This window comes from Mycolicibacter hiberniae (assembly GCF_010729485.1).
Lineage (GTDB): Bacteria > Actinomycetota > Actinomycetes > Mycobacteriales > Mycobacteriaceae > Mycobacterium > Mycobacterium hiberniae.
The window spans coordinates 4,072,321-4,098,728 of the sequence record NZ_AP022609.1 but is presented as its reverse complement, the minus strand read 5'-3'; the positions used below and the strand labels follow the sequence as shown (position 1 = coordinate 4,098,728).

General features: G+C 65.9%; 27 protein-coding genes. 8 read left to right on the top strand and 19 right to left on the bottom strand.

What is annotated here, in order from left to right; translation table 11 throughout:
* Positions 1-528 precede the first annotated feature (528 nt).
* The 9 genes from G6N14_RS19065 to G6N14_RS19025 form a co-directional block, all read right to left on the bottom strand.
* Positions 529-855 carry a M48 metallopeptidase family protein gene (locus G6N14_RS19065; protein ID WP_234808963.1) on the bottom strand — a complete coding sequence of 109 codons (327 nt, stop codon included), beginning with the start codon at positions 853-855 and terminating at the stop codon, positions 529-531.
* A 14-nt stretch (positions 856-869) separates the two neighbouring features.
* Positions 870-3,815, bottom strand: coding sequence for a type I restriction endonuclease subunit R (locus G6N14_RS19060; RefSeq protein ID WP_085136384.1), 2,946 nt, complete (start codon positions 3,813-3,815; stop codon positions 870-872).
* Complete coding sequence (locus tag G6N14_RS19055; RefSeq protein ID WP_085136383.1) at positions 3,812-4,984, bottom strand: restriction endonuclease subunit S; 1,173 nt, start codon at positions 4,982-4,984, stop codon at positions 3,812-3,814. Before G6N14_RS19055 ends, G6N14_RS19060 begins: the two co-directional genes overlap by 4 nt.
* Positions 4,985-5,001: 17 nt before the next feature.
* A complete protein-coding gene (locus tag G6N14_RS19050; protein ID WP_085136382.1) occupies positions 5,002-6,825 on the bottom strand; it encodes an N-6 DNA methylase in 1,824 nt (607 codons plus the stop codon).
* Positions 6,826-7,179: 354 nt separating this feature from the next.
* Positions 7,180-8,850, bottom strand: a complete 1,671-nt coding sequence (locus G6N14_RS19045) for an AIPR family protein (RefSeq protein ID WP_085136381.1) — start codon at positions 8,848-8,850, stop codon at positions 7,180-7,182.
* Positions 8,851-9,746: 896 nt separating this feature from the next.
* Positions 9,747-10,034 carry a hypothetical protein gene (locus G6N14_RS19040; protein ID WP_133054930.1) on the bottom strand — a complete coding sequence of 96 codons (288 nt, stop codon included), beginning with the start codon at positions 10,032-10,034 and terminating at the stop codon, positions 9,747-9,749.
* A 209-nt stretch (positions 10,035-10,243) separates the two neighbouring features.
* Entirely contained in the window at positions 10,244-10,744 is a 501-nt protein-coding gene (locus G6N14_RS19035) for an MTB12 C-terminal domain-containing protein (RefSeq protein WP_133054929.1), read from the bottom strand.
* Between the two features lie 136 nt (positions 10,745-10,880).
* Positions 10,881-11,768 (bottom strand): dihydrodipicolinate synthase family protein, encoded by an 888-nt coding sequence (locus tag G6N14_RS19030; protein ID WP_085136378.1) that lies wholly within the window; start codon positions 11,766-11,768, stop codon positions 10,881-10,883.
* Between the two features lie 24 nt (positions 11,769-11,792).
* On the bottom strand, positions 11,793-12,578 hold the full coding sequence (locus G6N14_RS19025) for an aldolase (protein WP_085136377.1): 786 nt from the start codon (positions 12,576-12,578) through the stop codon (positions 11,793-11,795).
* Positions 12,579-12,665: 87 nt separating this feature from the next.
* Here G6N14_RS19025 and G6N14_RS19020 point away from each other — a divergent pair, with 87 nt between their 5' ends.
* Both G6N14_RS19020 and G6N14_RS19015 read left to right on the top strand, forming a co-directional pair.
* Complete coding sequence (locus G6N14_RS19020; protein WP_085136376.1) at positions 12,666-13,214, top strand: helix-turn-helix domain-containing protein; 549 nt, start codon at positions 12,666-12,668, stop codon at positions 13,212-13,214.
* 52 nt (positions 13,215-13,266) lie between these two features.
* Positions 13,267-14,151, top strand: a complete 885-nt coding sequence (locus G6N14_RS19015; protein WP_085136375.1) for a hypothetical protein — start codon at positions 13,267-13,269, stop codon at positions 14,149-14,151.
* Here the strand turns inward: G6N14_RS19015 and G6N14_RS19010 are convergent.
* The 4 genes from G6N14_RS19010 to G6N14_RS18995 form a co-directional block, all read right to left on the bottom strand.
* Complete coding sequence (locus G6N14_RS19010) at positions 14,148-15,005, bottom strand: glycoside hydrolase family 16 protein (protein ID WP_085136374.1); 858 nt, start codon at positions 15,003-15,005, stop codon at positions 14,148-14,150. The genes G6N14_RS19015 and G6N14_RS19010 overlap by 4 nt on opposite strands.
* 85 nt (positions 15,006-15,090) lie before the next feature.
* On the bottom strand, positions 15,091-15,483 hold the full coding sequence (locus G6N14_RS19005) for an Rv0313 family protein (protein WP_085136373.1): 393 nt from the start codon (positions 15,481-15,483) through the stop codon (positions 15,091-15,093).
* Between the two features lie 109 nt (positions 15,484-15,592).
* On the bottom strand, positions 15,593-16,336 hold the full coding sequence (locus G6N14_RS19000; RefSeq protein ID WP_109559865.1) for a hypothetical protein: 744 nt from the start codon (positions 16,334-16,336) through the stop codon (positions 15,593-15,595).
* A 106-nt stretch (positions 16,337-16,442) separates the two neighbouring features.
* Positions 16,443-17,669, bottom strand: a complete 1,227-nt coding sequence (locus G6N14_RS18995; RefSeq protein ID WP_085136372.1) for a hypothetical protein — start codon at positions 17,667-17,669, stop codon at positions 16,443-16,445.
* A 39-nt stretch (positions 17,670-17,708) separates the two neighbouring features.
* Between G6N14_RS18995 and G6N14_RS18990 the strand changes: the two genes are divergently transcribed.
* Positions 17,709-18,350, top strand: coding sequence for a TetR/AcrR family transcriptional regulator (locus G6N14_RS18990; protein WP_085136371.1), 642 nt, complete (start codon positions 17,709-17,711; stop codon positions 18,348-18,350).
* On the opposite strand, the gene G6N14_RS18985 is transcribed toward G6N14_RS18990, so the two are convergent.
* Positions 18,347-19,591 (bottom strand): PPE family protein, encoded by a 1,245-nt coding sequence (locus tag G6N14_RS18985; protein ID WP_133054928.1) that lies wholly within the window; start codon positions 19,589-19,591, stop codon positions 18,347-18,349. The genes G6N14_RS18990 and G6N14_RS18985 overlap by 4 nt on opposite strands.
* 11 nt (positions 19,592-19,602) lie before the next feature.
* Positions 19,603-20,736 (bottom strand): PPE family protein, encoded by a 1,134-nt coding sequence (locus G6N14_RS18980; protein WP_109559864.1) that lies wholly within the window; start codon positions 20,734-20,736, stop codon positions 19,603-19,605.
* 233 nt (positions 20,737-20,969) lie between these two features.
* Between G6N14_RS18980 and G6N14_RS18975 the strand changes: the two genes are divergently transcribed.
* Both G6N14_RS18975 and G6N14_RS18970 read left to right on the top strand, forming a co-directional pair.
* Positions 20,970-21,287, top strand: coding sequence for a DUF732 domain-containing protein (locus G6N14_RS18975; protein WP_085136369.1), 318 nt, complete (start codon positions 20,970-20,972; stop codon positions 21,285-21,287).
* Between the two features lie 11 nt (positions 21,288-21,298).
* A complete protein-coding gene (locus G6N14_RS18970; RefSeq protein WP_163787262.1) occupies positions 21,299-21,601 on the top strand; it encodes a DUF732 domain-containing protein in 303 nt (100 codons plus the stop codon).
* A 12-nt stretch (positions 21,602-21,613) separates the two neighbouring features.
* Here the strand turns inward: G6N14_RS18970 and G6N14_RS18965 are convergent, their stop codons facing one another.
* Genes G6N14_RS18965 through G6N14_RS18950 form a run of 4 tightly spaced genes read right to left on the bottom strand, consistent with a single transcriptional unit; the run spans position 21,614 to position 23,563 of the window.
* The gene (locus G6N14_RS18965; protein ID WP_085136717.1) at positions 21,614-22,267 is read right to left on the bottom strand and encodes a L,D-transpeptidase family protein; all 654 of its coding nucleotides are present in this window, start codon (positions 22,265-22,267) and stop codon (positions 21,614-21,616) included.
* A 59-nt stretch (positions 22,268-22,326) separates the two neighbouring features.
* Positions 22,327-22,560, bottom strand: a complete 234-nt coding sequence (locus G6N14_RS18960; protein ID WP_085136367.1) for a hypothetical protein — start codon at positions 22,558-22,560, stop codon at positions 22,327-22,329.
* Positions 22,560-23,222 carry a phosphatase PAP2 family protein gene (locus G6N14_RS18955; RefSeq protein ID WP_234808962.1) on the bottom strand — a complete coding sequence of 221 codons (663 nt, stop codon included), beginning with the start codon at positions 23,220-23,222 and terminating at the stop codon, positions 22,560-22,562. The genes G6N14_RS18960 and G6N14_RS18955 overlap by 1 nt, the downstream gene beginning before the upstream one ends.
* On the bottom strand, positions 23,219-23,563 hold the full coding sequence (locus G6N14_RS18950) for a hypothetical protein (RefSeq protein WP_085136366.1): 345 nt from the start codon (positions 23,561-23,563) through the stop codon (positions 23,219-23,221). The genes G6N14_RS18955 and G6N14_RS18950 overlap by 4 nt, the downstream gene beginning before the upstream one ends.
* Before the next feature lie 37 nt (positions 23,564-23,600).
* On the opposite strand from G6N14_RS18950, the gene bluB reads away from it, so the two are divergent.
* The 3 genes from bluB to G6N14_RS18935 are packed head-to-tail and all read left to right on the top strand — an operon-like array spanning position 23,601 to position 26,399.
* Positions 23,601-24,254: a 5,6-dimethylbenzimidazole synthase gene (gene bluB, locus G6N14_RS18945; protein ID WP_085136365.1), complete on the top strand. Its 654-nt coding sequence runs from the start codon at positions 23,601-23,603 to the stop codon at positions 24,252-24,254.
* Entirely contained in the window at positions 24,251-25,165 is a 915-nt protein-coding gene (locus tag G6N14_RS18940; protein ID WP_085136364.1) for an amidohydrolase family protein, read from the top strand. The genes bluB and G6N14_RS18940 overlap by 4 nt, the downstream gene beginning before the upstream one ends.
* Before the next feature lie 40 nt (positions 25,166-25,205).
* Entirely contained in the window at positions 25,206-26,399 is a 1,194-nt protein-coding gene (locus tag G6N14_RS18935) for an alpha/beta fold hydrolase (RefSeq protein WP_085136363.1), read from the top strand.
* The last annotated feature ends 9 nt before the right edge of the window (positions 26,400-26,408 follow it).

Here is a 26,408-nt window from a genome sequence, read left to right as displayed (position 1 = left end):
GACGGTGTCGAGTCGCCCGAGTTCGGCGGTCGGCTCCAGGCATTGCAAAGCCTTCCAATCGTGGAGTGGATCCAAGGCGGTACGGGGGCAGGATCCGGCTCGAGACAACCGCCTATGACTAATCACAGTGCGTTGGTTCCAAGTCTCGACGGCGAGTGTGCGACCGGTGTCACCGCCGCCGGCCCAGCCCCCGGCAGGCCGCCGGAGGCGGCCCATACGCTGCCCTTGATGCGGCGCGGGTGGCGGGCCATCGACTGCACCAGTTCCCGGTCGCTGAGCACCCGCGCTTTGCGCAGCCACAGCACATTGCGGCCACTGCCACGGCACGGGGTGTCGCCATCATCGTGGGGCTACGCTTTGTCGGGCTGCCCCGGCATGACTAGCCCGCAGACGGGGCATAGCGGCCTCAGCGGCTTCTTTTGACCGGCTACTCACTGGCTACTCTTTCGGTGACGATGAAAGGATGCCTGGGGCTAAATGAACAGCTTCACTATCAGTACTTCAGCCTGAATTTAGCGGGAGCCCCGACTACCGCGGAAGTCGCCGCGCGCCCTCCCTCACTGGGCTCGATGCTTCCAGCTCGCGCCAGCCCGGGACGAGGGCAGTCATCATTGCGGTAAACGCCCTTCCGTGGGACCGGTAGCGCAGGTGGAGCAGTTCATGAACGACCACATAGTCCTGGAAGGTCGCTGGCATGTCGACAAGGTCCTCAGCGAGCGTAATCGCACCGTCTGGCGTGCACGAGCCCCACTTCGTAGGCAGCTCAGAGATAATGATGCGGGAAGGATTGACTCGAATCTTGTTCGCCCACGCCATAGCCTTCCGAGTCAGCGCTTGATCGGCGGTCAGCGTCATCTTTCGCCGAACCATTAAAGCTTCTCCAGCACGTTCATGACGTTGTCGATGATGTCGGCGCAGGTATTTGCAGGAACCTGACTGTCCAGCAGCGGTTTGTAGAGTCCACTTCGGAGGCGGCGTCGTTCGTCGGGATTCTGCCGCCACTGCGGAAACTGATCTACCGCCACCTCGATGCTCACCGCGACCCGTTGGATGTCTACCTTCAGCTCATTTAAGGAATCCTCGGAACTCAATGCTGAGTAGATGCCAAAGGCGCGATCCGACAGTCCGCTCTGCTTCGCGAACTCACGCAGTTTGTCCTTCTCCTCAGCGATTGCCTTGAGCTCGTCTAGAGCGGCAAGACCGCTGACCTTTCGCTCTTCGAGATTTTCGATGACACGGTCGGCCCTTTCTTTGATGCTCTGGAGCGCCACCGCGGCCGCCGGGTTGTCTTCCATCTCTTTGCGTAAGCCGCGCAACAGGTTATAGACCTTCTCCTCGGGTGGTCCGTCGTCCCTACCCAGTGCCTCCAACGTTGGGACGTCGAACGTGGCAACCTTGGTGAACCTACCCAGTCCTTCTTGAGTTGCGGTCTCCTCGATCAGACGCTTTGTCTTGTGCTCCAGATCGGCAGTGAAGGTGGTCGCCTCGGAGTAGGCGTTTCGCACGGCCGCGTATAGAACAGATAGGCGCTTGTACGTCGCGATGTGGTCGCGCAACTCCGCTGAGGGCGAGAGAATTTCCCACAACGCCTCGATGTCGCGGTAGTCGTCGAAAAACTTCTTGCGCTCGTCCTCCGATACGAATCTGCCGTAAACGATGCGTTCTAACTGCTCGTCGTCGCCGTGGCCACTCGTGACTTGCAGGTACTCGGCGGACGCACCGTCGACCTTCAGCAGGAGATCCGCCATCAGCACATCGAGGTCTTGCAGCGCGCCTTCCACATCGGCGGAATCGAACCGCAGCGCCTTGTGAAGTTCTTTCAAAATGCCAACAAAGTCGACGACGAGACCCACCTTCTTCTGCACACCCTCGCTATCCACATACGGTCGGTTTACGCGCGCGAGCGCCTGGAGGAGAACGTGGTCACGCATCGGCTTGTCGAGATACATCGCGTACAAGATTGGCGCGTCGTAGCCGGTGAGCAACTTGTCAGTGACGATAAGGATCTTGGGCTGTTGATGGGCCTTCTTGAACTGCCGGCGCACCTCTTTCTCGCGGTCATCGGAAAGCTGCAGCTCATGTACATCGGGACGGTCGACGACATCGCTCGCATTCTTGCTGTAGACCACCTCGGACCACTCGGGCGGCAGCAGCTTGTCGAGCGCGCGCTTGTACTTCGCACATGTCTCACGGTCGACCGCGACGAGAAAGGCCTTGTAACCCAGCGGATCTACGTTCTGCTTGAAGTGGTTCGCGACGAACTCAGCCACCTGCGTCACACGGTTGTCAGAGCCGAGGAAGGTGCGCAGTCCGACTGCTCGCTGCAGAACCTTGTTGAGCTCATCGATGTCGGTGACGGCCTCGTCGGATGCAAGGGCGTAGAACTGCTCGTCTAAGTCCTCTGGTGCCATGGACATCGACGACGGCGCAAGCATGTACTTGATCGGCAGAGTGGTCTCGTCCTCGATCGACTCAATGATCGAGTACTTGTGCAGGTAGCCCATTTCGTCCTGTGATCCGAAGATCTGGAACGAACTTGTGCCACCGCCTTCTGTGCCGCCGACCGGGGTGCCCGTAAAGCCGATGATGGTGGAGTTTGGGACCGCCGCCATGAGGTACGAGCCGAGGTCAGCAGCGACCGACCGGTGAGCCTCGTCGATGAAGACAAAGATGTTGTCGCGGTTGGAGCTGTCCTTCCGGATTGTCTCGAACTTGTGGATCATCGAGACGACCAGGCCGCGGAAGTCGGAATCGAAGATGTCTTGTAGGTCATCCCTGCTGTTGGCACGCCGAACTGGGATGTCGTTAGCCTGGATCTCGCCGAGCAGTCTGTCGACCCACTCCTTGAGCTGGCCCTCCAGCTCGGTGCGGTCAACGACGAGGATGACGGTTGCGTTCTTGAAGCGGTCCTTCTGGCGGAGGATCAACTGCGCCGCCGTCAGCAAGGTGAAGGTCTTGCCCGAGCCCTGTGTGTGCCAGATCAGCCCCCTGCTCTTCGTCTGGTCGGCGCACCGCTCGACGACCGCATTGACTGCACCTCGCTGGTGCTCGCGAAGGACCGACTTCTTCGTCTCACCGTCTTCGACATAGAAGAGCACCCACTCGCGCAAAGTGCGCAGAAAGTCACGCGGTTCGAAGAACGCCTGTACGGCATCGCGGTAGGACTCGTCGCTCGTGTACTTCCACCTAAATAGCATGCGGCGGTTGATGTTCCACGTAACGCCGTACCAGTAGTCGATCAGGTGGGTCTCGTTGTGAAGCTGCGCCTGAGCCAAGAGCTCTGGCGTCTCCATCTCGTAACGTCGAAGCTGGGTAACGGCTTTAGTGAGAGCGTCGCGGTCCTTCGGGTTCTTGTGCTCGACGATGGTGACCGGGATGCCGTTGACCAGGAACATGACGTCGGCGCGGTTGCCCTTTGCCCGGGCGGGCGGCTCGATCTTCCACTCCCACGTGACGTGCAGGGCGTTCTCGTGGGGTAGGTCGAATTCGACAACCTGGACCGGACGCTGGCGCTGTTCGTTCTCGTCGTGCCACTGGCGTTCGCCTCGCAGCCATCGCAGCACCTCCCGGTTGCCCTCGATCGTGGCGGGCAGAGCTTCAATGCTTTCGATGATCGCGCGGGCCTGGTCCTCGGTAAGCCACGGGTTGAACTGCAGCAGCTTGTTCTCCAGCACCCCGGGGAACAGCATGTTGGCCCGACCGCGACGCATGCGTTCGGCTTCCTCTGGTGTGACTTGTTCCCAGCCGACGGCTGAAGCGTGCTTCACCATCGGGAACTGCACCGACTTGGCCTCGGAGATCTTGATCTGGCTCATGCTGCAGTCCGATCGATTGAGGGTAACGCGCTCAGGTCGAGATCGTCGACCGAAATCTCGCCGGTCATCAGGTCGTGCAACAACAACTTGAACAGCTGGTCGAGCACCGCATGCTTGCGACGATGCAAGTGGATTTTGCGGTCGAAGGCATCTAGAACATCGATGATCTCTTGCTGTTCGACGATGGTTGGCGGTACTGCGACGGCGATCTTGCGCACGATGTCGAGGTTGAGGTTCTGTTGCTGCCCACCGTGAGCAAGCGAACGGATCGCCTCATACCGCCATGTCAGGTAGTGGTAGAGGTACTGCGTGACCACGGCGTCATCGGTCGGAGTTATTGCCGCGCACGCCTGATTGCAGGAAGCCTGGATGCCAAGAACCCCGACCTTCCCGCGGGTGACGCCTTGCCCGTACATGGCCATCAGGAGCGTGCCGGCGGAGAGCAGCTTCGCAGCCGATTCAGTCAGCCCAGCCTGTGTGATGTGTTCCTCGGTCTCGGTGATCATCGAGTAGTTCACCTCGGCCGTCTTGACCCATGGGATCGTGCCCCCCGACCAGTACGTGGCGCTACTTCGAGACGGTGTACCACCGGAGACGACCGAGAAGTGCTCGTCGATAGCGGCTATCCCCCAACTCTCGGGAATCGGGCCAACCTCCGTTTCCCTCTGCGCCTCCCCCCGTAGACCCTCCGAGAACAACCGCCGCATCGCAGCGGCCTTCAACTGTCCGGTCCGGACGATAGCGTCGGATTCCTTGCGCGCGGCCCCTTCGATCCAATCAAGGGCGGCTGCGAGTTGATCCTCAACGGCCCGATCCGGAAGGCTGACTTTGATCCTGTATGCGTCCTCGCGGTTCAGGCCGGGTATCGTGCTGTGGCTGTTTAAGTCTGTCAGATCGCAGAAGCGAAGCAGGTGGTAGAGGAACCGCCAATTGTGGTTGTTCTTCTGCACGACATAGTAAGTCGTATCAATCGGCCAGAATTCACCCGACGAATAGGCAACCTCGCCAACAGAGCCCTTTCTGCCGACAATAATGCCGGGTCCGGACACATATGGCTCGATATGACTCCCGACCGCACCGTTAGAGCCGTAGACGCCCACCGGCCCCTCAATTCGAGATCGCTCGGGGAGGGACTTGCCGTACGCGAGTTCGATCTCATCGCCAAGCATTGCTACTCGCCATGCGGTCACTGGACTACGCCCGCCAGTAACTTGAAGATTGCGGCATCAGACTCGCCGATCTGGGCGGACAGTTCTCCGAGTTCGCGGACCAACTCCTTAAGATCAATGGATTCGGCGACGGTCGCCGACGTAACCCAGCGGCTGGGACTGAGGTTGTAGTCAGCCTCAGCAATCTGTGCGACGTCGATTACGGCAACCTCTCCCTCGACGGCAGTACCGGTGTTGTAGAGCTTTGCGAGTTCAACGACGTCGTCGTCGGCGAGATGGTTTTTGGGCTTGCCCTTGGTGGCCCGCTTGCTCGCGTTGAGCAGGGTAATTTTGCCTTTCTTGGACTCAGGCTTGCGCTTGTTGAGCACGACGATGACGCCAGCGGCCGTCGTGTTGTAGAAGAGGTTGTCGGGCAACAAGATGACGCCCTCGACGAGGTCGCGGTCGACGAACCACTTGCGGATGTTGCGTTCCTTATCTTGGCTCTTCGAGCCAGAACCACGAGTTACGGCACCGGTGTCGAGGACGACCGCCGCCCGGCCGGTGTCTTTGAGCACCGACAGCGTCTGCTGGAGCCAAGCCCAGTCGCCTTTCCCTGCCGTTGCGCCACCGTGTTTGATGAACCGGTCGTAGGGGTCATCCTCGAAAATGCTCGGGTCAAAAGGCTGGTTCCACATCGGGTTGGCGACGACGAGGTCGAACTGATCGAGCGCGCCAGATGATGTCCGGAATTTGGGATTGATCATTGTGTCGCCGCGGCGGAGGTCGACATCCATGTCGTGGATGATGGCGTTCATCCGGGCCACGGCGTAGCTCTCGGCCTGGAGCTCTTGGCCAAACAGTTTGAGCGGAACCTTCGCGGTTGGGTCCAGCTCACGTGCGATGAGCTGGAGCTTGATGAGCAGGCCGGCGGAACCGCAAGCGTAATCATGGCAGGTCTGTCCTGGCTTCGGCCGCAGGATGCGCGCCATGAGGAATCCAACCTCGGTGGGAGTGAAGAACTCTCCCGCACTCTGGCCCGAGCCTTCTGCGAACTTCCGCAGGAGATACTCGTATGCGCGGCCAAGGAAGTCGGGCTGCACGTCGGCGAGGCCAAGGCGATAACGCGGGTCCGAGAAGGTCTCGACGACGCCATTGAGCTTGGCAGGGTTGATATCTCGCTCCCCATTGCGCTCAGCCGCGAAGTCCACGACGTCGATGACTCCGGCGAGGCTCGGGTTGAATCGGACGACGGCTCGCACAGCCTTGGTGAGGTGCTCACCGATGTCGCGTGGTCGGGTAGACCGACCGCGCTCGTCGTCAGGCCAGTCGTACTGCCCACGTCCACTGATGACCGCCCACCGTGCCTCAGCTGGTAGATAAAAGCGGAGAAGGTCGTGGTCATTGTCCGCGATCTCCAGTGCGACGTCACGGTCGCCATACTCTTCGGCAAGTCGATCGATCTCATCGTCGAAGACATCGGAAAGGCGCTTCAGGAAGAGGAGCGGCAGCAGGTAGTCCTTGAACTTCGGCGCGTCCTTCTCGCCTCGAATCGAGCAAGCGGCATCCCACAGCATCTGTTCCATCGGCTTCGTGGTCGGAGCGGCGGGTCTGGCTTGGCGGCCTCGACGACGGGTGACTACCGCTCCACCGGCGACTGAGGCATCGCTGGCGTCGACGCCAACATCCCCGGCCAGAGCGTTGATCTTGGCGAGCTGGGCTCTCTGTGGCTTGCTGGAACCTGCTTCCCACCGGTTCACCGTGGCGAACGAGACACCGAGCCGCTCGGCCAGCTCGGCCTGCGTGAGGTCGAGTGCAGCACGGACGGCTTGAAGAAGCGAAGGGATCGAAGATTCCGTCATAAATGTTATGTTTGCATAGTGATGTGACAGAATGCAAGCACTTTCGAAGAACGGTTCAGCCGTGTCGGACAGCTTGGAATCTGCCCGAGGTGACGATCGGCTCGCCGCCGATCGATCCGATCGAGTGCGTCACAGGGGCGATGGGTGGGGAACTTCTCGCAATACGGCTCACCCCCCTGATCAATGTGGCGGGTTGCGCCGCGACGCCATGCCGGACCAAGACGGTGGCAGCGACCCGAACGCGCACCCGCGACGCCAACGGGCCGGTGCAATCGAAACGAAACGCTTGCTCGACCGGGTTGCCGTGGAGCGAACGGTCGACCTGAGGTCCACGCGTCCTGGCGGTTATAGCTGCTATGTCGGGACTAGTTTGGCCCGCTGAAGCAATTCCAACACCCGAGTCTGATTTTTGTAGAGATTGCCGGGGTAGGCGTTCTCAGGGAAATGAATATACATTTCATCCGCGTAGTGTTTGGCTTCGTCTTTAATCTTCTGCAATTCACCTTCAATATCGAATACTGGGTCTTCAAGCGACTCGCGCGTTATCCGCTGCATCACGAGGTGCGCAATAACCCGGCCACCGTGGGTGACGACGCCAGCGTCGAGCCCACCGTTGTAGAAGACGGCCAGTTCATCCAAGTAGTCCTCCACTTCGCGCAAGACGAGAACCGCTCGCTGCAGCAGCAGGGGACTGGTCAACGGATTGAAGAGCGTTTTGTAAACCGATTGGTCTGAAAATAGTCGTGAGACTTCACGTTTAGCGAGCATCGCATGCCCAATATTCGACGAGGCGCAGGCGAGAGCAACTGCCGCTTCTCGAACCTCGATGACTTTGGTCCGATCCTTTGACTTCGGCACTTCAGCAGCGCGCAGGAGATACTCGTAACCCAGAGATTTCAACTCATGAGCCAGTCTGTGCTGCTGCGGGTCGAGGAAAGCAAAGTCCTGGCTAGAGACTACATTTTGAGTGTTGGCGAAACGAGTTATTCGTCGACCTAGATCTCCCTCTTCGGCTTTGACCTCGATACAACGGACTAGAACGACAGCCTTGCCCAGGTTATCTTCTGCCTGGGTACCGATCGCCGCCCCAAGGGTAGATACAGTCTGAGCACCGTTAACGACACTGGCACCAATGAGCTTGAAATAGCCGGTTTCGCGATTTAGATGCGCCGTAGGGCTGGTTACAATGGCGTTAGCGAGCATAGTGATGCCATTGTTGTAATAGAAGAATTTGTCGGGCTCGGACTTGATTGTGTCTAGAATTCCTTCATTAATATCGGAGCGAGGAATGACAACTCGTATGTTTTCTGAAAAGAGGTCTGTCCCGTAAGTCTTGAACCAATGAGCGATTTCGGCGGCACTGACTCGCCCGTAGAAGACCTTCATGGGGTCATTGCCTTTACCCCAATCGCTCATCGTTAGCTCAATATCGATTTGTTGACGGCCGCTGTCGACAATGGACCTGAAGAGGTCTGCCTGGTTGATGTGGTCGTGTGTTGCTACAGGGTCTACATCTTCTAGATCGTTCAGTTGCGTCAAAAGATCAATGATGGGCCGCTCCACGTCTTCCGATAGGGGGTCGCTGGCCGTCGACACGGTTACGAGTCGAATTCGAGCTCCCGGCGTAATCAATACGTCTCGGATCGCCGTGCGCATCTCGGCGCTCGCGTGAACGAGCTCACTGTCTGACTTCATCCCGAGCAGGGCGCGAACACCGTCGAGAAACTTCAGGACGTCGCCTGACACAATTGAACCCTTACCGTCCTTCCTCCACTTTGACTGGGCGAGTACTACTAGCTTGGCGTTGACGTCGACGCCTACGGCATCAATGCCACGGTCGCCTCCGCCATCCGTAATCTCGACGCTCTGCGAAGCCTCACCCGATTCCGGAAGTGTCAATAGCACGGCGTACTTGGCTAGGAGCCTCGATAGGTTATTCACCTCATCGAGGTCCGCATTCCAGTCTTCAGAGCTGGAGTTCGATCGCAGGTGCGTCTCGATCTGAGTGACGTGGAAACCACTCAACGCACCTCACCCCCCGCCGACGGAACACACTGCGGGTGGCGCTGAGAATCGATTCGCTTGTCGAGGAGCCGATCTGCAAGCAGCAATGAAGGCCGGCCGTCCAGCGCGCGCACTGGGCCCCGGACAGCCGCGAGCAGACGGAGCTCATCGCCACCAATCCTTCGGGTCCGCTCGGCGCTCATCCTGGCAACGGGCCGGCTTCCACCGAAAGCCAGGTGGAGGAGATGCGGATCCGCCTGTTGGGCGGGCCAATGTCCCATGTCAGGCGGAATACAAGGCAGATGCATACCGGCCAGAAAATGACGCCTTTCTCCAGCATCCCGCGGCCTCCGGTGGACCTCCTGTACACACAATCGACAGGACCACCGAGACTCGGCCAGTGTCGCTCGCATCCACTCCCATGTACTGCGGCATAGGTATAACTCTAAGAGGTTGAGGACCGGGTCCCGCAGCACCCTTCTCTGCTTTTGGTTGTGTTGCCCGCGCCGGTCCCACACGTCTCGTCGTCGCCGGCCACGCGCCGTTCGTCGGCGGCGCACTGCCCGCGTATCTAGGCCGGCTCACACCATCGGGTGTCCGCTCGTATCACGCGTGGCAAGGCCGCGGCGCCATGACTGCCACGTCTTCACTGCCGAACAGGACGACGATTAGCAAGCCGCTCGTCGCTCGCGGGGACTTTGCGCGCCCTCCGTACTTTCCCCGCACAAACGCGCCCAATCCGGCACGAACTTACCTGCATCTTGGCGTACTAGGTAAACCGGAAAGTGTTGCCTCGCAACATCTTGAAGAACGCCCGCGTATTGCGGTTGACGGCCGCCGCCAAGCTGAATACGCGGGTTCGATTCCCGTCATCGGCTCCACGCTTGAGCAACAGAGATACTGCGCACTCACCCCAATCAGGGCTTGGTCATGACCTGCCGGCATTGCCTGGTCACCACATCGCATTGGACGGGGTTGGTGGTCCAGCCGCCGTAGGTGCCGGGCGCGTTCCAGGTCGGCAGCAGCGGCCCGTGGTAGGGCGGGGGCCCTTCACAGTTCCAGTCGCCCTGAAACAGGCAGCGCGGCGCGGCTTCGGCGGGCGCTGCCCCGAGCGCAGCACCGAAGACGGCCAGGGCGGCGGTAACCAGCGCGCCCGACATCCCGTGTGCGACAGTCGCTGCCCACGGGCTGCCGGTCCTGTTCATAACCGCGAAGCTACCCGCGGCCACCGACACGTGCGGCCGCCGAAGGCATCACCGGTCGTCGATGACACCCCAGGTACACGGCAGCCACAACGCTCGCTGCCGGCCCCGGATGCCGGCCCGGCTCAGGGCCGGGCCCGCGTCAGCAGGGGGCGCCAGGTAGCCCCGCATGTCGCGGTCGGGCGCTCGCGAACAATCGACCGGAAACCGGCTTACTTGATCCACGGGACGATCGGGACAAAGGGGCGGTTGGCGTTGTGCCAGAAGTGCTCGAGCACGGTGACCGCGGTGTCGTGGGTGATCAGCCACCGTCCGCCCTGGTTGGACAGCACGATGGACTCGGGCGCGCTTTCTTCGTGAAAGCCCCCCACGGACGTGACGGTCGCCCCGGCGAAGTTGTCCGGCGCGGGCTGGATGTTGCTGACCACGAAGTGGTAGGGCAGCAGCCCGGCGTCTTGGGTCTCCCTCAGGCGCTGGTCGATCGTCTGGGCTTCGCCGGGACTGAACCCGGGCGTGACGATATTGGATTTGTTCAGGGCGGGAATGTTCGGATCGGTCAACTCGGCCATCACCCCGAGAACCTCGTCGGGGGTGGGAGCGGGGCCCGTGCACGGCGCGTCGCCGGGGTCTCCGCAAGCCGCAGATGCTGTCACCGGTGTGGCCACGCCCGTGAGCGCGGCAGCAAGCAATATCGCTGTTATGCCGATTTTCATGAGGCGAACGTTAATGAGGTTATGTGTCATCTATGTTTTGTCTTTGCAACAGCAAATGAACTCTGATGAGGTCTTTGCGCAGCTATCGGAGTTACCGGGCGGCCCCTCGGCATCTTGGCTCCGTCCAGCCTAGTGCCTAGACCTCCGCCAAAATCGCTGTGAGCTCGGCGCGGCCGGCCTCATCCAGCGGCAGCAGGGGCGCCCTGGGGTCTCCGGCGTCGAAGCCGAGCAGCTGCAACCCCGCCTTGACCGTGGTCGGCAGGCCCCCGGCGACGATGAAGCGCAGCAGCGGTGCGAGGTCGTCGTAGATCTGCTGGGCCCCGGCCCGGTCTCCGTCGCGCACCGCACGGTAGAGGTCCAGGCATGGTTGCGGCCGCAGGTTCGGGGCCGCCGTGCACCAGCCGGCCGCACCTTCGTTCAGCGCATCGAGCACCAGCGGATTGCTGCCGTTGTAGAACGGCAGCTGCCCCGCGGAGAGCGCCTTGATGCGCTGCATGCGCGTCAGGTCGCCGGTGGACTCTTTGACCATGGTCAGGTTGTCGATGTCGGTGAACATCTGCACCAGCAGCTCGGGGCTCATGTCGATCCCGCTGGTGGCCGGATTGTTGTAGGCCATGATCGGCAGATCGACGCCGGCGGCGACGCTGGCGTAGTGCTGGGCGATCTCGCGGTCGGTCAGTTTCCAGTAGGAGACCGGCAGGACCATCAGCGCGTCGGCACCGGCCCGCTCGGCGTGCTTGGCGCGCCGAATGGTGTTGGCGGTCGTCAGATCCGATGCCCCGACGATCACCGGCACCCGGCCGTTCACGACGCCGACGGTGGTGTCGACGACGGTGTCGAACTCCGCCTCGCTCAGATAGGCCGACTCCCCCGTGCTGCCCAGGGGGGCGATGGCGTGCGCGCCGGTGGAGACCAGCTGCTCGACCAGGGCGGCCAGCGCCACTGTGTCGACACCCCCGCCCTCGCGACTGAATGGGGTGACGGGATAAGCGATGATGCCGTGGATTTCGGGCGTCGAGGTCATCAGGGCGTCTTTCGGGTCGCGGGATCAGAGGTCGAGGGCGTCGGGGTGGCGGACCAGGGCGCGCCGGGCGTAGTAGGCGAAGTTCGCCTGGCTGCGCTTGGGTGTCAGGGTCCAGTCGTGTGCCTCGCGGGCCAGTCGGCTGGGCAGCGGCGCGATGGTGCCCGCGGCCATGGCGGCCAGCTGCAGCCGGGCGCCTCGTTCGATCAGCATCGCCAGCGAACAGGCTTCCTCCACGCTGGCTCCGGCGACCACGTGCCCGTGGTGGGCCAGCAGGATGGCCTTCTTGTCTCCCAGCGCGGCCGAAATGATCTCGCCCTCTTCGTTTCCGACCGGAACGCCGGGCCAGTCGGGCAGGAATGCGCAGTCGTCGTAGAGCGGTGCGATGTCCATGTGAGAGACAATCAGCGGAACTTCCAACATGGACAGCGCCGCCACATGAAACGGGTGGGTGTGCACGATGCAGTTCACGTCCGGCCGAGCTCGGTAGATCCAAGAGTGGAATCGGTTGGCGGGGTTGGGCATTCCGTCACCGTCGACAACGTGGAGATCTTCGTCCACCACCAGCAGATTCCCCGCGGTGATCTCGTCGAAGCCCAGGCCCAGGCGCTGGGTGTAGTAGGTTCCCGGCGTCTCCGCGCGGGCGGTGATCTGGCCGGCCAGGCCGGAGTCGTGTCCGGCGTCGAACAGGGCACGACAGGTCAGGGCCAGCTTCTCCCGGAGCGTGAGCCGGGATTCGGCGACGTTGCGGGTCAGGTCGTCGAGCGCGCGGCGCATCAGATCGGCCTTGGAGTCGCCCATGGTGTCCGCCATCAGAAGCTCCCTTCCGCCGCACCTCATGACACATGAGGAACTCTATGACGCAAGGTTTCCTATAGTCAATGATGTATCTTGGATTCCGTGAGTGGCCCGTTGCGCGCCGTCCGCCAACAGCGGGGTATGACGCTGGACGCCCTGGCGGCCGACACCGGCTTGACCAAGAGTTATCTGTCGAAGGTCGAACGCGGACAGAGTGTTCCGTCTATAGCCGCCGCCCTGAAGATCTCCCGGGCACTCGATGTCGATGTGGCGCAGCTGTTCTCCGACGATCCAGAGGTCTCCACCTTCAGCGTCGAGCGGGCCGCCGAGCGCGGCGCCGTGCGTCATCACGCGATCGCGTCTCAGATGCTGGGAAAGTCCATGTCACCCTTCGTCGTGCGTCCAGGCCGCACCTTCGCAACGCATCCCCACTCGACCCACCTGGGCCAGGAGCTCGTCTTCGTGCACGCCGGCGAGGTCGAACTCGATCACGACGGCCACCTCGTCACGCTCGGTACCGGCGATTGCGCCTATTTCGACGCATCCGCCCCGCACAAGCTGCGACAAGTCGGCACGGACCCGGCCGAGGTGCTGGTGGTGACCTACGCTGCGCCCCCGCCGGGGTCCCGGCGCGCGTCCGGGCCGGCGTGATCACGGCCCCAAACCGCTCCCTGCCCGGCTGAGGCCCGCCACAATCACCGGTATGGGTCTGTTTCCGAAGCCGCACACCACCCTGACCGACGCCGAGGTCGCCGACGCGCTGAGCCGCGCGGTCACGGTCATCGACCCGCTGCTGGACCTGCTCGCCCAGGCGGATCCCATCGGCCTGCGCAGACGCACCCGCCGGTTGCCCGCACCGCCTCACGGGTTGACGCATCGCATCCGCCGGTTCCGGCTGCGGCGGCGCCGTCACGAGGCCGGCCGTGGTCCCAGCGCCGCCGACCGCGCCCTCAACGCCGGGGCGCAACTGCTCAATGCCGCCGACCTCCCCGGCACCGCGGCGTGGGAGCGCATGAGCCGCGACCAGCGCGCGCACTGGTGGGTGCACCGGGTGGGCGCCCTGAACACGCTGGTGGTGGCTTCCCCGGGGGCCTTCGGGGTGCTGGCCCGTGTGGTGCCGGTGGGCCAGCTGGCCGGATTCGTCAACCAAGCCGTCGTGCTGTGTGCGCTGGCCCGCGAGTACGGCGTCACCGATCGCGACGCGAAGGTGCGCCTGCTCGCCGAGGTGCTGTGCGGGCGGCATCTGCCCGAGACCCTGGAGCTACCGGCGCCGTCCGATCCCCCACCGCTTCCCGAGAGCCCGCCGCCGGGGTGGAAACCGCTGAGGTCCATCACGTCGTCGACCCCGGTGGTGATGACCCGGACGGTGTGGCAGCTGGCCGGCATCCTGCGGGCGACGTTCGATGAGGTGGGCAAGCGCCCGCACCCCAAGAAGCTCTACCAGCACCTCGGTTCGCTGCCCGGCCTCGGGCTGCTCGCCAGCTACTTCGGCGAACGCGGGGCACTGATTCGGGCTGCCCGCGCGGGTGAGGCCTGGCTTCAGGCCCGAGAGGACGGCGCGGAAGCCGGCGGAGTCAGTCCGCTCTAGAACACCCGGACCCAGTCGATCAGCATGTCCGCCGGGTAGGTCCCGGCGCGCGCGTCGCCGCCCCCGGATCCCCCGAGAGCGAGGTTCAGGATGGGGAACACGGTGTAGCCCGGGTCGTTGAACGGCCACTCCCGGCCCGGCTCGTCGATGTTCTCGATGCCAACAGCCGGGACCGAGAAGTAGGGTTCCATACCCTCGGCGTAGTCCTGCCAGAAGTACATGCCGCTCTGATTCCAGGTGACCCGCCAGGTGTGCCAGTTGCCGTCGACCGGGAAGGCGAAGGTTTCGAATGCGGTGCCGTACGGGTTGGCGTGCACGGTGGTGCCCGACGGCCACTCGCCGTTGCCGTACCACTCCATCAGGTCGATTTCACCCTCGCGGCCCGGGTCGTCGTTGGACAGCCACCAGGCGGGCCAGGCACCGGAGGTCTGGCAGTTCAGCTTGATGCGCGCTTCCCAGGTGGTACCGATACCGCCGCGCCAGTTGCCGTGCACCAAGCCGCCGAAGTAGCGCTCGCCCTCCTGGGTACCGCGGATCACCAGGTTGGAATTGCCGTCGAGGAAGACGTTCTTACGGCTGTCGCGGTACTGGTGAAAGTACTCGGGCCGGTCCCAACCGACCGGACGTCGGATCGGGGTGCGGTGGTTGGAGATCGTCCACTTCGAGGGATCGGGTGCCGAACCGGCCGGGCCGTCGAACTCGTCGTGCCACAAAAAGCCGGCGGTCTTGGCCACCGGCGCCGAGGGGGTCCCGGGCGCGGCGGGCTCGCCCGGTGCGCCGGGCGCCGCGGGAACGGCGCTGGCCACCGGGCCGGGAGCTACGGCGGCGGCGGCGCCGACACCCAGCATCATCATTATTTGGCGGCGGTTGATCTCTGGCACGGTGGCAATGTAACCCACGCCGCACCGGTGTCAAACGGGACAAGCCCGAGCGCGTGCCTTATGTCACCTCATTGTTGTCGGCGTTGTCGTCGAGCACGCCGACGGCGATCCCGTACGGCAGGAACCGCACCCGGCGTTTCGGATCGGGATTGCGCTGGCTGGCCCGCAGGGCGTCGATCTCGGTGGCGTAGACCTGCTCGACGCGGGCGGCGCCGTCGTCACCGACGGTGAAGATGGCCCAGACCCCGTCACCGGTCTCGCCGGCAGTCGTCGGCTCCGCGCGCGCGGCACGGGCCAGGTCGGCGAAGACGGCCCCCCAGCCGGCCCGCTCGCGGCCGGTGCCCATGGTTCCCGCGAAGCGGTCGAAGGCCGCGCGCAGCCCCTCACCGGCCTCACGCATCATTCGATCCAAGTCGTCGGCGTCGAACCCGAACGCCCCGTTGTCGCCCATTGCGAGCCCCTTTCACCGCGCTGCCACACCCAGTGTGCCTGCGCCGGGCGATTCCGGCCATGCGCAGGCGACCACCGGACGCCGGCCGCATGCGGGGCCAGGCTCGCGCCTAGTTCTGCGGAACGGTGATGGGGATGGGCACCGGCACCAGGGGAATGCGCAGGTACTCGGTGGTCATCGGCACGGTGGTGGCGGTCGGGGCCACCGTGGTGGTGGGCGGCTCGCTGGTCGGCGGAACCGTGGTGGTCGGCGGCGCGGTGGTAGTCGTCGTGGTGGGCGGCGCCGTGGTGGTGGTCGTGGTCGGCGGGTTGGTGGTGGTGGTCGTGGTCGGCGGCGCGGTGGTGGTCGTGGTGGCCGGTGCCGTCGTGGTCGGCGGCGGTGCAACAGACGTCGTGGGCGGCGGCGCAACAGAGGTGGTGGCCACCGGCGGGGGCGCCGGTGCGCTGGGCTGCGGTGGCGCGCTGGGCGGCGCCACGGCGCTGCTCTCGGGGGTGACCGGCGTCGTGTCGTGGTGGCTGCCCAGCAGGCTGGCGAGCGCTCCGGCGACGGCGATCAGCGCCACCAGGATGCCCACGCCGAGGGCGATTCGCGGCAGCCGGGAGGGTGCTTGAGGGGCCGGAGCCGGCGCGGCGGGCACCACCACCGTCGGGCGCCGGCCGGTGCCCAAGTCGTGCTCGTAGAAGTCGTCGACGTAGGGCACCGGTTCGGCGCCGGCGCTGCCGTCCTCCTGCGACCAGGCGAGGGCGCCGACGACGGCACCGGATTCGGGAGTCGACATCACCGTCGGCGCCATGTCGGTCGCGTCGACGGCGTGCGCCTCCCTGGTGGCCTCGTCGTCCTGCGGGTCGGGCATGGCTGACTACCTTGGATCGGCAACGGCTGGGATGGCCCTCACCCTAGGCGGGGCGGCGGCGGCGCGGATTCGCGACACACCGGCGGTTTGCGGGCTATCAGCCGATTCATACCACCGTCAGCGGCAGTGACGTGCGGGGGCGAAACACGAACCCCGCACCGCTGCTCACCTTGGCGACCATCACTTCGGGCAGTTCCTTGGCCTCGGTGTCGTCCTCGACCAGGCGGGCCGTCCACGCCTCGTCGGACCCGTCGAGCTGCACCCGCAGGTGCGGGTTGACCGCGGTCGCGATGGCCTGCAGCGCAATGGTCTCCTGCGGGGAGCACAGGCTGATCCAGGCGCCGTCGCGATGCGCGGGAGACGGATGGACCGCGACGGAGTTGTCGCCGAAGTCAGCGCGCACGTAGCCGATGGGGTTGAACAACGGGTGCAGTTCGAACACCCGCTGCGCGCCGGCGATGTCGGCCGGGAGCTTCAGCGCGTTCTTGATGCGCATCGCGGCCAGTCCGGCCAGGCCGGTGAGCTGACGCCGGCCCACCGAGGCGGCCAGCTCGTCCGAGCCGGCCCGGGCACGCACTGCCAGCGCGAAGGACAGATAGAGCAGGTGCATCTGCAGACACACCTCGTCGGCGATGCGGACCAGTGCCGAATGGGAGAACGCGGTGAAGTCGACGTCGCTCAGCAGCGGCCCGGTGTAGTCCGCCAGCCCCTCGTCGGCGGGGTCGATGTCGTCGAGCTCCCATGTCGCCGCCCGGGTCTGGCTGATCACGGCCAATGCGGGGATCGGCTGGGCCGGCGGGTAGGACTGGTCGATGATGACGGTCCAGTGGCAGTGCGGCTGCCGGTCCGACGGGGTGCGGGGCGGCCGGTGCACGGGGCGGACCTGCGCGTGGACGTTGGTGGCCACCGCGGTGGCGTCGAAGGTCGGGTCTTCGATGGTGTGGCACATGCCGAAGACGTACTCGTCGCCCATCGGCTCCACATCGATCAGCGCGCCGCAGCTGGCCAGCTCGAACTCACCGTTCCAGCGGTCGTGCACGGTGAAGCGGAAGTCCATGAACTGCGGCGGTGAACCGATGTCGAACTGCAGGCCTTTGAAGATGGTGAAGATGTCGTCGCCGGTGTAGCCCAGCGCGCGCTGCATGCGCCGGGTGTAGATCGGACTGGCGCCCGCCCATTCTTCGATGGCGATCTGCACCATTTCCTCGCGGCCGAACTCCGAGATGCACCAGGCCATTCCGGATCGGTCGATCATGTGCCCGATCAGCAGCAGTTCGGGTACCAGCACGGCCAACTCGTCGCGGGACAGCGACGCATACCTGGATTCGGTCACGCGGTAAAAAATAGTTCCGACTATGTTATAAAGTCAACAATGCCTGTTTCCGCTGGTCCCGCCCGGCCGTCCGGCCCCACCCGGCGAACAAGCGCGCCCCGCAAACGCGGCGACGACACCCGCGCCCGGATCATCGAGGAAACGGTGCGCTGCATCACCGAAGAGGGTTTCGGCGCCGCGACCGCCAAGCACGTCGCCGAACGCGCCGGGGTGACGTGGGGGGTCATCCAGTACCACTTCGGCGACCGCAACGGCCTGCTGATGGCCGTGGTCGACGACGGGGTGGCCGCGTTGCTGGCCAGTCTGTCCGCCGTCGACGTCCGCGAGCTCGGTCTGCGGGAGCGCATCGAAGCCGTCGTCGACACCGCGTGGCGCTGTTACGCCAGCCCCACCTCGCTGGCGGCGTTCGAGATCCTGCGGGCCACCCGCGGCAGCCTGGGCGAGCAGTCGCACGCGCACCTGTTGCAGATGAACGACGCGATCAGCCGCGTGGGCCGGCTGGTCTCCGATGATCCCGCCGACGCGGGCGTCGCCGAGGTGATCTGGGCGGCGCTGCGCGGAATCGTGCTGGCGCAGATGATCATCGGTGGGCCCTTCGACTGGCAGGCCGAGCGGCGGGTGTTGATCGACATGGTCGTGCGCTATCTGCACCGCGAACCCGGCCCGCTCGAGGAGCGCTAACCCGTCCGCCAGTGCGCCGGAAGCGGCTGCCCTTCACGCGGCCGGTTGTGGTAGGCCAAGGACGCCGCCAGCCAGCCGTTGCCGTCCAGTGTCGGCTTGCCCTCGCGATCGGTGTCCTTGTCGTTGGTCTTCTGGTTGCGGCGACTGGTCGTCTCGGCGGTGGCCCCCTGACCCGCGGTGGTGCCCATCATGGCCTCTTGGCAGGCCACCCCCGGCGGCAGTCCGCCGACGGCACCCGGCACCGGCGACTGGGCGGCAGCCAGCGTGTAGGCCATCGGCTTGAGCTCCGGGGCCGCGGTCGCCCAGTTCGGCGGCACCGACAGGCCGCCGACCGGCATCGCCCGGCCGATACCCGGACCGCCTACCGGCGTCGTGGCGGCCGACAGCACACCGCGTGGTCCGACCCCCTCGAAGGTCAACGCACCCTCGGCACCGCCGCGGACATACACCAGGCGCCCCCAGCCGGCGCCGTTGCTCACCACGGTGTAGAGGCTGGAGTCGAAACTGAGCCCGCTGGAGGCGATGCTGGTGTACGGCGTCACCTGGCCCAGGTCGGATACCAGGGTCTGCCACCACGAGGGCGGGTCGGTGGCGGCGGCCGCCGGTTGGAGCACCTGCTGCAGGGCACTCTGCACGGCACCGTTGAGCTGGGTCGTGGCGGGACCGTTGCCCACAGCCTGCGCGACCGCGGCCGACTGCGCACCGGGCCCGGCCGGGTTGGTGGTCTGCGGGGCCTGGTCGACTTCCGGCAATGCGCTGGCCGGCATCGCCGCCGCCGCGTAGCCGTACATCGCGACCGCGTCCTGGGCCCACATCTCGGCATACGCCGCCTCGGTGGCGGCGATGGCCGGGGTGTTCTGGCCGAAGAAATTGGTGGCGACCAGGGTGGCCAGCAACACCCGGTTGGCGGCTATCACCGGCGGCGGCACCGTCGCGGCGAACGCGGCCTCGTAGGCGGCGACGACGGCCTTGGCCTGGATCGCGGTCTGTTCGGCGTTGGCGGCGCCGGCCTGCAGCCACGCCACGTAGGGTGCGGCAGCGCCGGCCATCGCGGCGGACGCCGGGCCCGCCCAGGCCTGGCCGAGCAGAGCCGAGATCGCCCCGGAGTAGCCGGTCGCGGCGGTCTCCAGTTCGGCGGCCACAGCGTCCCAGGCCGCCGCCGCGGCGAGCATCGGTCCCGCGCCGGGCCCGGTGTACATCCGGCCGGAATTGATCTCCGGGGGAAGCAGCGCGAAGTCCATGGTGGCGGCCACTAGCCGGCCGCCGGCGGACGCGGGACCACGGTGCGGCGCGAAGCGGCGGCACGCGACGTCGCCGCTCCCAGCCCCCGCCCGGCCAGCGTGCCGAGCATGGTCTCGCCGAACGCCGCACCCGGCACGCCGCCGGCGACGGCCGCGACCGGCGGCGCGACAGACGGCGGCAGCGGCGTACCGCCCGCGGTCAGCGTGACCGGCATCGCCCAGGCGTGGGGCACCGACAACGCCCCGATCTTGAGTGCGGTACCCGAGGCCGCCGACGTCCCGGCGCCGCCCAACCCGGCGCTGCCCAGCCCCAGCCCGCCCAGGCCCAGGCCGGCCGGGCCGATCTTGGGCGGGTGGAGAATCTCGTCGAGGCCGGCGGGGTTTTCGGCCTGAAAGGCGGCCAGGCCGATTCCGTTGTTGACATTGCTGAGCATGTTCGCCGTGCCCGACCAGCTGGTCATCGTCGCGCTCAGGCCCTGCGTGGTCAGCCCGGTGAACGGCGATATCTGGCCGATGAGCGATGTCAACCAACTCATGAAGTCCGTCGGCCCGGCCGCCACGGCATCCGAAGCCGCCTGGGTGACCGCGGCGGACTGGGCGGCCGGCCCGGCGGCGTTGGTGGTCTGCGGCGGGGTGTCGAACGCGGCCAGGTTCGAGGCGGCCGCCGACGAGCCGGCGTAGCGGTACATCGCGGCGGCGTCCTGCGCCCACATCTGCGCGTATTGGAGTTCGGCCTCCCCGATCGCCGGGGAGTTCTGCCCGAAGAAGTTGGTGGCGACCAGCTGCGTCAGCAGGGTCCGGTTCGCGGCGATCACCGGTGGGGGCACCACCGCCGCCACCGCGGTCGAATAGGCCTGGGCCGCGGCCACGGCCTGGCGGGCCGATTCCTCGGCCTGGGCGGCGGTGCCGCGCAGCCACGTCACATACGGCGCGGCGGAGGCCGCCATCGCCGCCGCCGACGGGCCGGTCCACCCCCCGGTGACCAGTCCTGTAGTCACCGAGTCGTAGCTGGACGCGGCAGTCTGCAGCTCTTCGGCCAGGTTCTCCCAGGCCGAAGCCGCGGTCAGCAACGAACCCGATCCGGGTCCGGAATACATGCGCCCCGAATTGATTTCCGGCGGAAGCACACCGTAGTCCAGGAACATCGCACCCCCTCGGCAAGAGCCGTCACTGCGGCCAGCTGGTTGTTAGCTCGCTGGCGATCAGCAAACGCGCGACCGGTGAATTCCGGGTTACAGCAAAGCATTCAAACGGGCGAAAGTCTGTGAATTGTCATTTCGCCAGCTACCTGACAGGCACTTGCCAGGCTGGCGGTATTCATCCGTCGTTCATGCCGTCGCTGCGACGGATTAATCCGCGGCGAGGATGCTCCGAGACTGTGAAGCACGCCCGATGGATCGTGACCGCGGCCACCGCCGCGGCCCTGACAGGCTGGGCCGCGCCGGCGTCTGCCGACCCCGAACCCAATCCCGACGCCGCGTTCATCAGCACCATCGAACAAGCGGGGATCGAGTACACCAACGCCGCCGACGCGGTCGCCGTCGGCCGGGAAGTCTGCGCCTACCTGGGGGCAGGCCATCACGTCGACGCGGCGGCACGCGCGGTGCGGATCTCCAACCGCGCGATGTCGGTCAAAAACGCCGCCCGGTTCGTCACGTTCTCACAAGCGGCGTTCTGTCCCGAATCGATGGAATGAGGGAGGAAACGATGAGGGCACGTAAACCTGTAGTGGCCGCATTCGCCGTAGCCGGCCTGCTCGGCCTGGCGGCGCCGGCGACCGCCGATCCCGGCGACAGCGAGTTTCTGAACGCACTGGACAAAATGGGCATCTCCTACCCCGACGCCGCCGACGCCGTCGCCGGCGGGCATTCGGTGTGCGACTACCTCGTCGACGGCCACACCACCAACCAGGCGGCCAAGGCCGTGAAGAACGCCAACCCCAGCCTGACCCTCACCAGGGCGTCCCAGTTCGTCAGCATCGCCCACGCCACGTACTGCGAACAGGCCTGACGGCTCCTGCCGCTACTGCGCGATCGCCATGACCGCGCCGGGGCGCAGCCACCCGATGATCTGCACCAGTTTGGCGTCGTCGATGGCCACGCAGCCCGCGGTCGGGCCGCCGTCGGTGGTGTGAAAGAAGAAGCCCGCACCGTCGCCGGGAGTGCGCGCGGTGTTGACGCCCATCACCACAGCGTGTTTGTACTGCGGGATCTGCAGATTCTCGCTCTCGCCGGTGTTGAACGGGCACTGCGCCCTCTTGCACACCTGCATGGTGTTGAACGTCGGGCTGTGGTCGTCGCCGTCCCACCAGTGGTCGGGACCGACCTGGACGTACTGCAGTCCCCCACCGGGGTTGGGCGCGGTGCCGAACGCGTAGGGCAGCGTGAAAACCCCCATCGGGGTAGCCGGATACCCGCTCTTGGCCTTGGCCGCCATGCCGGCCGAGCCGACGTGGGCCGGAATCCCGGCCGCCACCGGCTGCCAGCCCGCAGCGCCGCGCTGGTAAACGTCCATCTTGGCGTCTGAACCACCAACCCCGACAACGGAGATCACCTGAGTGGCGTTGCCCACCGAGCGGGCGAACCAGGGCGTGACGTCGGCGTGGGCGCCCGGCACGCCGGTCACCGCGGCGGCGCCGAACACAGCAGCGCTGAACAGGCTCACGAGGCGGCGCATCGGCTCATCATCTGCGTACCCCAGCAGCGGGTCAAACACCGCTGACGGCGCGCCGGGGACTACTCCGGGCGCCGGGGCAGCTCCGCGACCGGCGCCTCACCCTTGAGCAGGCCCCGGGAGCCCAGGTAGTCACGGAAGTACTCCCGGTGCTGCGCGCAGGTCAGCCACACCTTGCGCCGTTCTGGTGTGTGCAGCTTCGGGTTGTTCCACAACATGCCGTAGACCGCGTCGGCGCTGCAGCCCTTGCGTGAGCAGATCAGCGCACCCACCGGGTCGGCGCCGCAGCCGGACATCAGGACGATCCCGCGGCGGGCGCGGTGACCCGCTCAGGTCGCCGCCACGGTTGCAGCAGCAGCGCCCACACCGTCAGATAGGCCCAGCCCAGCGCCCACCCGGCCAGCACGTCGGAGGGGTGGTGGACGTTGAGCGCCACCCGGGAGACGCCGACCGCACCGACCACCAGCGCTGCCACCAGCACCACCGCGAGCCGTGCCCTGCCCCGCACCATGGGCAGCGCCAGCAGCGCCAGCGCGCCGGCGCCGACCATCACCCCCAGCGCATGCCCGGACGGGAATGCCGTCGAGTGCGCCGAGACCAGTGCCGTCACCGGACGCGGCCGGTCGACCGAGTTCTTGGCCAGCGCGGTCAGCGTCCCGCTGGTCTCCACGGCAATCAAGAGGAACACCGCGACGCGCACCCGGTGACGCAGGGCGGCGACCACCGCCACCACCATGCTGACCACCCGGAACACCACCGGCGCGAAGACCGTCGAGATGCCGTCCCAGATCCGCACCCACACAGGGTGTTTGACCCCGATGTCGTAGCTCGTCTGAAGCGCGGAGGCATCGATACCGGCCAGCCAGCCCCAGCCCTGCCGGTAGCCGACCAACATCAGCACGTAGACCGCCGCCGCGCCCACCACCGAGCCCAGGGCGGCCGCACGCGCAGGTGTCACGACTGCGTTCCCTCTCCACGCGCCCCGGCGTAGCGCAGGTCTGGCCAGGGCGGGCGGCGCAAAACGGCCAGGGACGTGATGACGGCGGCCAGCAGACCGGTGAACACGCCCACCAACGCGATCCGGTTCGCATCGACCGCCGCCACCCACTTGGCCTGCTCGCCACGGATCACCATGGCCCCGAGCGGCGTGGCAGTCACCTGCGAACCGCCGGGGCCCGAGGTGGTGACGCGCGCCGCGGTGATCACGGTCGCCCCGTCGGGAGTCTGGTGGGGTTCGCCGTAAACCAGAGCTCCGGGGGCGTCGGCGCACAACTGGTCGAGCATTTGCGAACGTTTCATCACGAGCGTCCTTTCGTGTGACTCCTACCATGATCCCGTGGCTGATCCATCGTTCACCAAGCAGGAGCGCCAAGCGGTGTACCGGGCGATCGCCGAACGCCGGGACATGCGGCGATTCTCACCCGGCAGCACCGTGCAACCCGACGTCCTGGCGCGGCTGCTGGCCGCGGCCCATGCCGCGCCGAGTGTGGGCCTCATGCAGCCGTGGCGGTTCATCCGGATCACCGACTCCGCCTTGCGGCAGCGGATCCATGCCTTGGTCGACGAGGAGCGCCATCGCACCGCCGAGGCGCTGGGCCGTCGCGAACAGGAGTTCCTGGCGCTGAAGGTCGAAGGCATTCGCGAATGCGCCGAACTGTTGGTGGTGGCGTTACGCGACGGCCGGCAGGCCCACATCTTCGGTCGCCGCACCCTGCCGCAGATGGATCTGGCATCGGTGTCGTGCGCGATCCAGAACATGTGGCTGGCCGCCCGCGCCGAAGGACTCGGCATGGGATGGGTGTCGCTGTTCGAACCGGCGGCGCTGGCCCAACTGGTGGGCATGCCACCGGATGCCGAGCCGGTGGCGATCCTGTGCCTGGGCCCGGTACCGGAGTTTCCGGACCGGCCGGCCCTGGAGATCGACCAGTGGGCCTACCGACAACCCCTGGGCGAGTTCGTCTCCGAGAACACCTGGGACGACGGCGCGTGACAGGGGGCGCCGAAGCGGCGGCGGTTCGCCAGGTCTGGTCGGCGCTGGGGCTGCCGGGGATCATCGACGTGCACACCCATTTCATGCCCAAGCCGGTGCTGGACAAGGTGTGGCAGTACTTCGACTCGGCCGGCCCACTGCTCGGCCGGCCCTGGCCGATCAACTACCGGGCGGACGAGGCCGGTCGCCTGGCCACGCTGCGTGCCTTCGGGGTGCGCCGCTTCACCTCCCTGGTGTATCCGCACAAACCCCAGATGGCTGCTTGGCTCAACCAGTGGGCAGTCGAATTCGCCCGCGCGACACCGGATTGCCTGTCGACAGCGACGTTCTATCCCGAGCCCGGCGCCGCCGGCTACGTCGGCGTCGCCATCAGTGGCGGGGCGCAGGTCTTCAAGGCACACATCCAGGTCGGCGACTACGACCCCAACGACCCTTTGCTCGACGAGGTTTGGGGGTCGCTGGCAGACAGTGGCACCCCCGTGGTGATCCACTGCGGCTCCGGCCCGCAGCCCGGCCGGTTCACCGGGCCCGGTCCGGTTCGCCGGCTGCTGCGCCGCCACCCGGGGCTGACGCTGATCGTCGCGCACATGGGCATGCCGGAGTACGACGACTTCCTCGACATCTGCCTGGAATCGCAAGCGGTACATCTGGATACCACGATGGTCTTCACCGCGTTCGTGGACCAGCTCATGCCGTTTCCGGTCGGCACCGATCCGCGACTGCGCGAGGCGGGCGAGCGCATCCTGTTCGGCAGCGATTTCCCGAACATCCCCTACGGTTACCGCGAGGCGCTGGACGCGCTCACCGCACTTCCCGGGGTCGACGACGACTGGCTACGTGGGGTTTTGCACGACAACGCCGCGCAGCTGTTCGCAATCGAGTTACCATCCCCGTTGCACCCGGGACCATAGGGGCCAGGGCGTGCCCCGCACCCGAGAAAGGCCCGCGACCGTGCCCACCGACCTCACCCCGATCCAGCCGCCTATTCCGATTCCCGATGTTCCCGGCGCCGACGCCGGCGCGCAGGGCCTGCCGCACCGAAGCGAGTTGTCGTTGCGGGAGAAGCTGATCGTGGACGCCTCGGCTTTCGCCGATATCGGGCTGCGCACCGGGGTCGCGTCCATGGTTGCCGCTGCGATGTTTCCGTCGGTGCTCACCACGGCGGTCGGCGGCAAGCAGTCGCGGCGGGAGCGGGAGCGGCTGGAGTTCTACGCCGAGCTGGCATCGGCGCAGGACCCGACTCGATCCTTTCCCGCACCGACGGCGCCGCCGCGGGTGTCCGCGCGACGGGCCAACCCGATCGCTGAGCGGATTGCCCGCGGCACCGTGGACAACGTCTCCTTCCGCTCCAGCTTCGAAGCCGTCAACCCGGCGATGCGCGACTCCTGGAGCGCCCTGGGAAACAACAACACCGCGCGGTTTCAGCATTGGCGCCACGAGGACGGGCCGCGGCCGACGTTGTGCGTCATCCACGGGTTCATGGGATCGGCTTACCTGTTCAACGGCCTGTTCTTCGCACTGCCGTGGTTCTACCGATCCGGATACGATGTCGCCCTGTTCACCCTGCCGTTCCACGGTCGGCGCGCCGAAAAGTATTCCCCCTTCAGCGGATACGGCTACTTCTCGCACGGCGCTTCGGGATTCGCCGAAGCGATGGCCCAGGCGGTCCACGACTTCCGTTCGATGCTGGACTATCTGGAGTCCACCGGCGTCGACCGCTTCGCGCTGACCGGTCTGTCGCTGGGCGGCTACACCACTGCCCTGTTGGCCGCCGTCGAGCCCCGGCTGCAGGCCGTCGTCCCGAACGTGCCGGTGGTCTCCGTGGAATCGGAGATCCGCGACTGGTTCCCGGCGAACATGGTGCTCGCAGGTGGACAGCGGCTCGGGCGCGTCGGCGGCGACGAGTTCGGGGCCGCGACGGCCTTCCACTCGCCGTTGAACTACGCCCCGCTGGTGGCCAGGGAACGGCGACTGATCATCACCGGTCTCGGCGACCGGCTGGCACCGCCGGAGCAGTCCGAGATGCTGTGGCACCACTGGGATCGCTGTGCCCTGCACTGGTTCCCGGGGAACCACATACTGCACGTCAGCCAGCCGGCCTACCTGCGCAGGATGACCGCGTTCCTGCGGCCCTACATGTTCTAGAACCGTGCG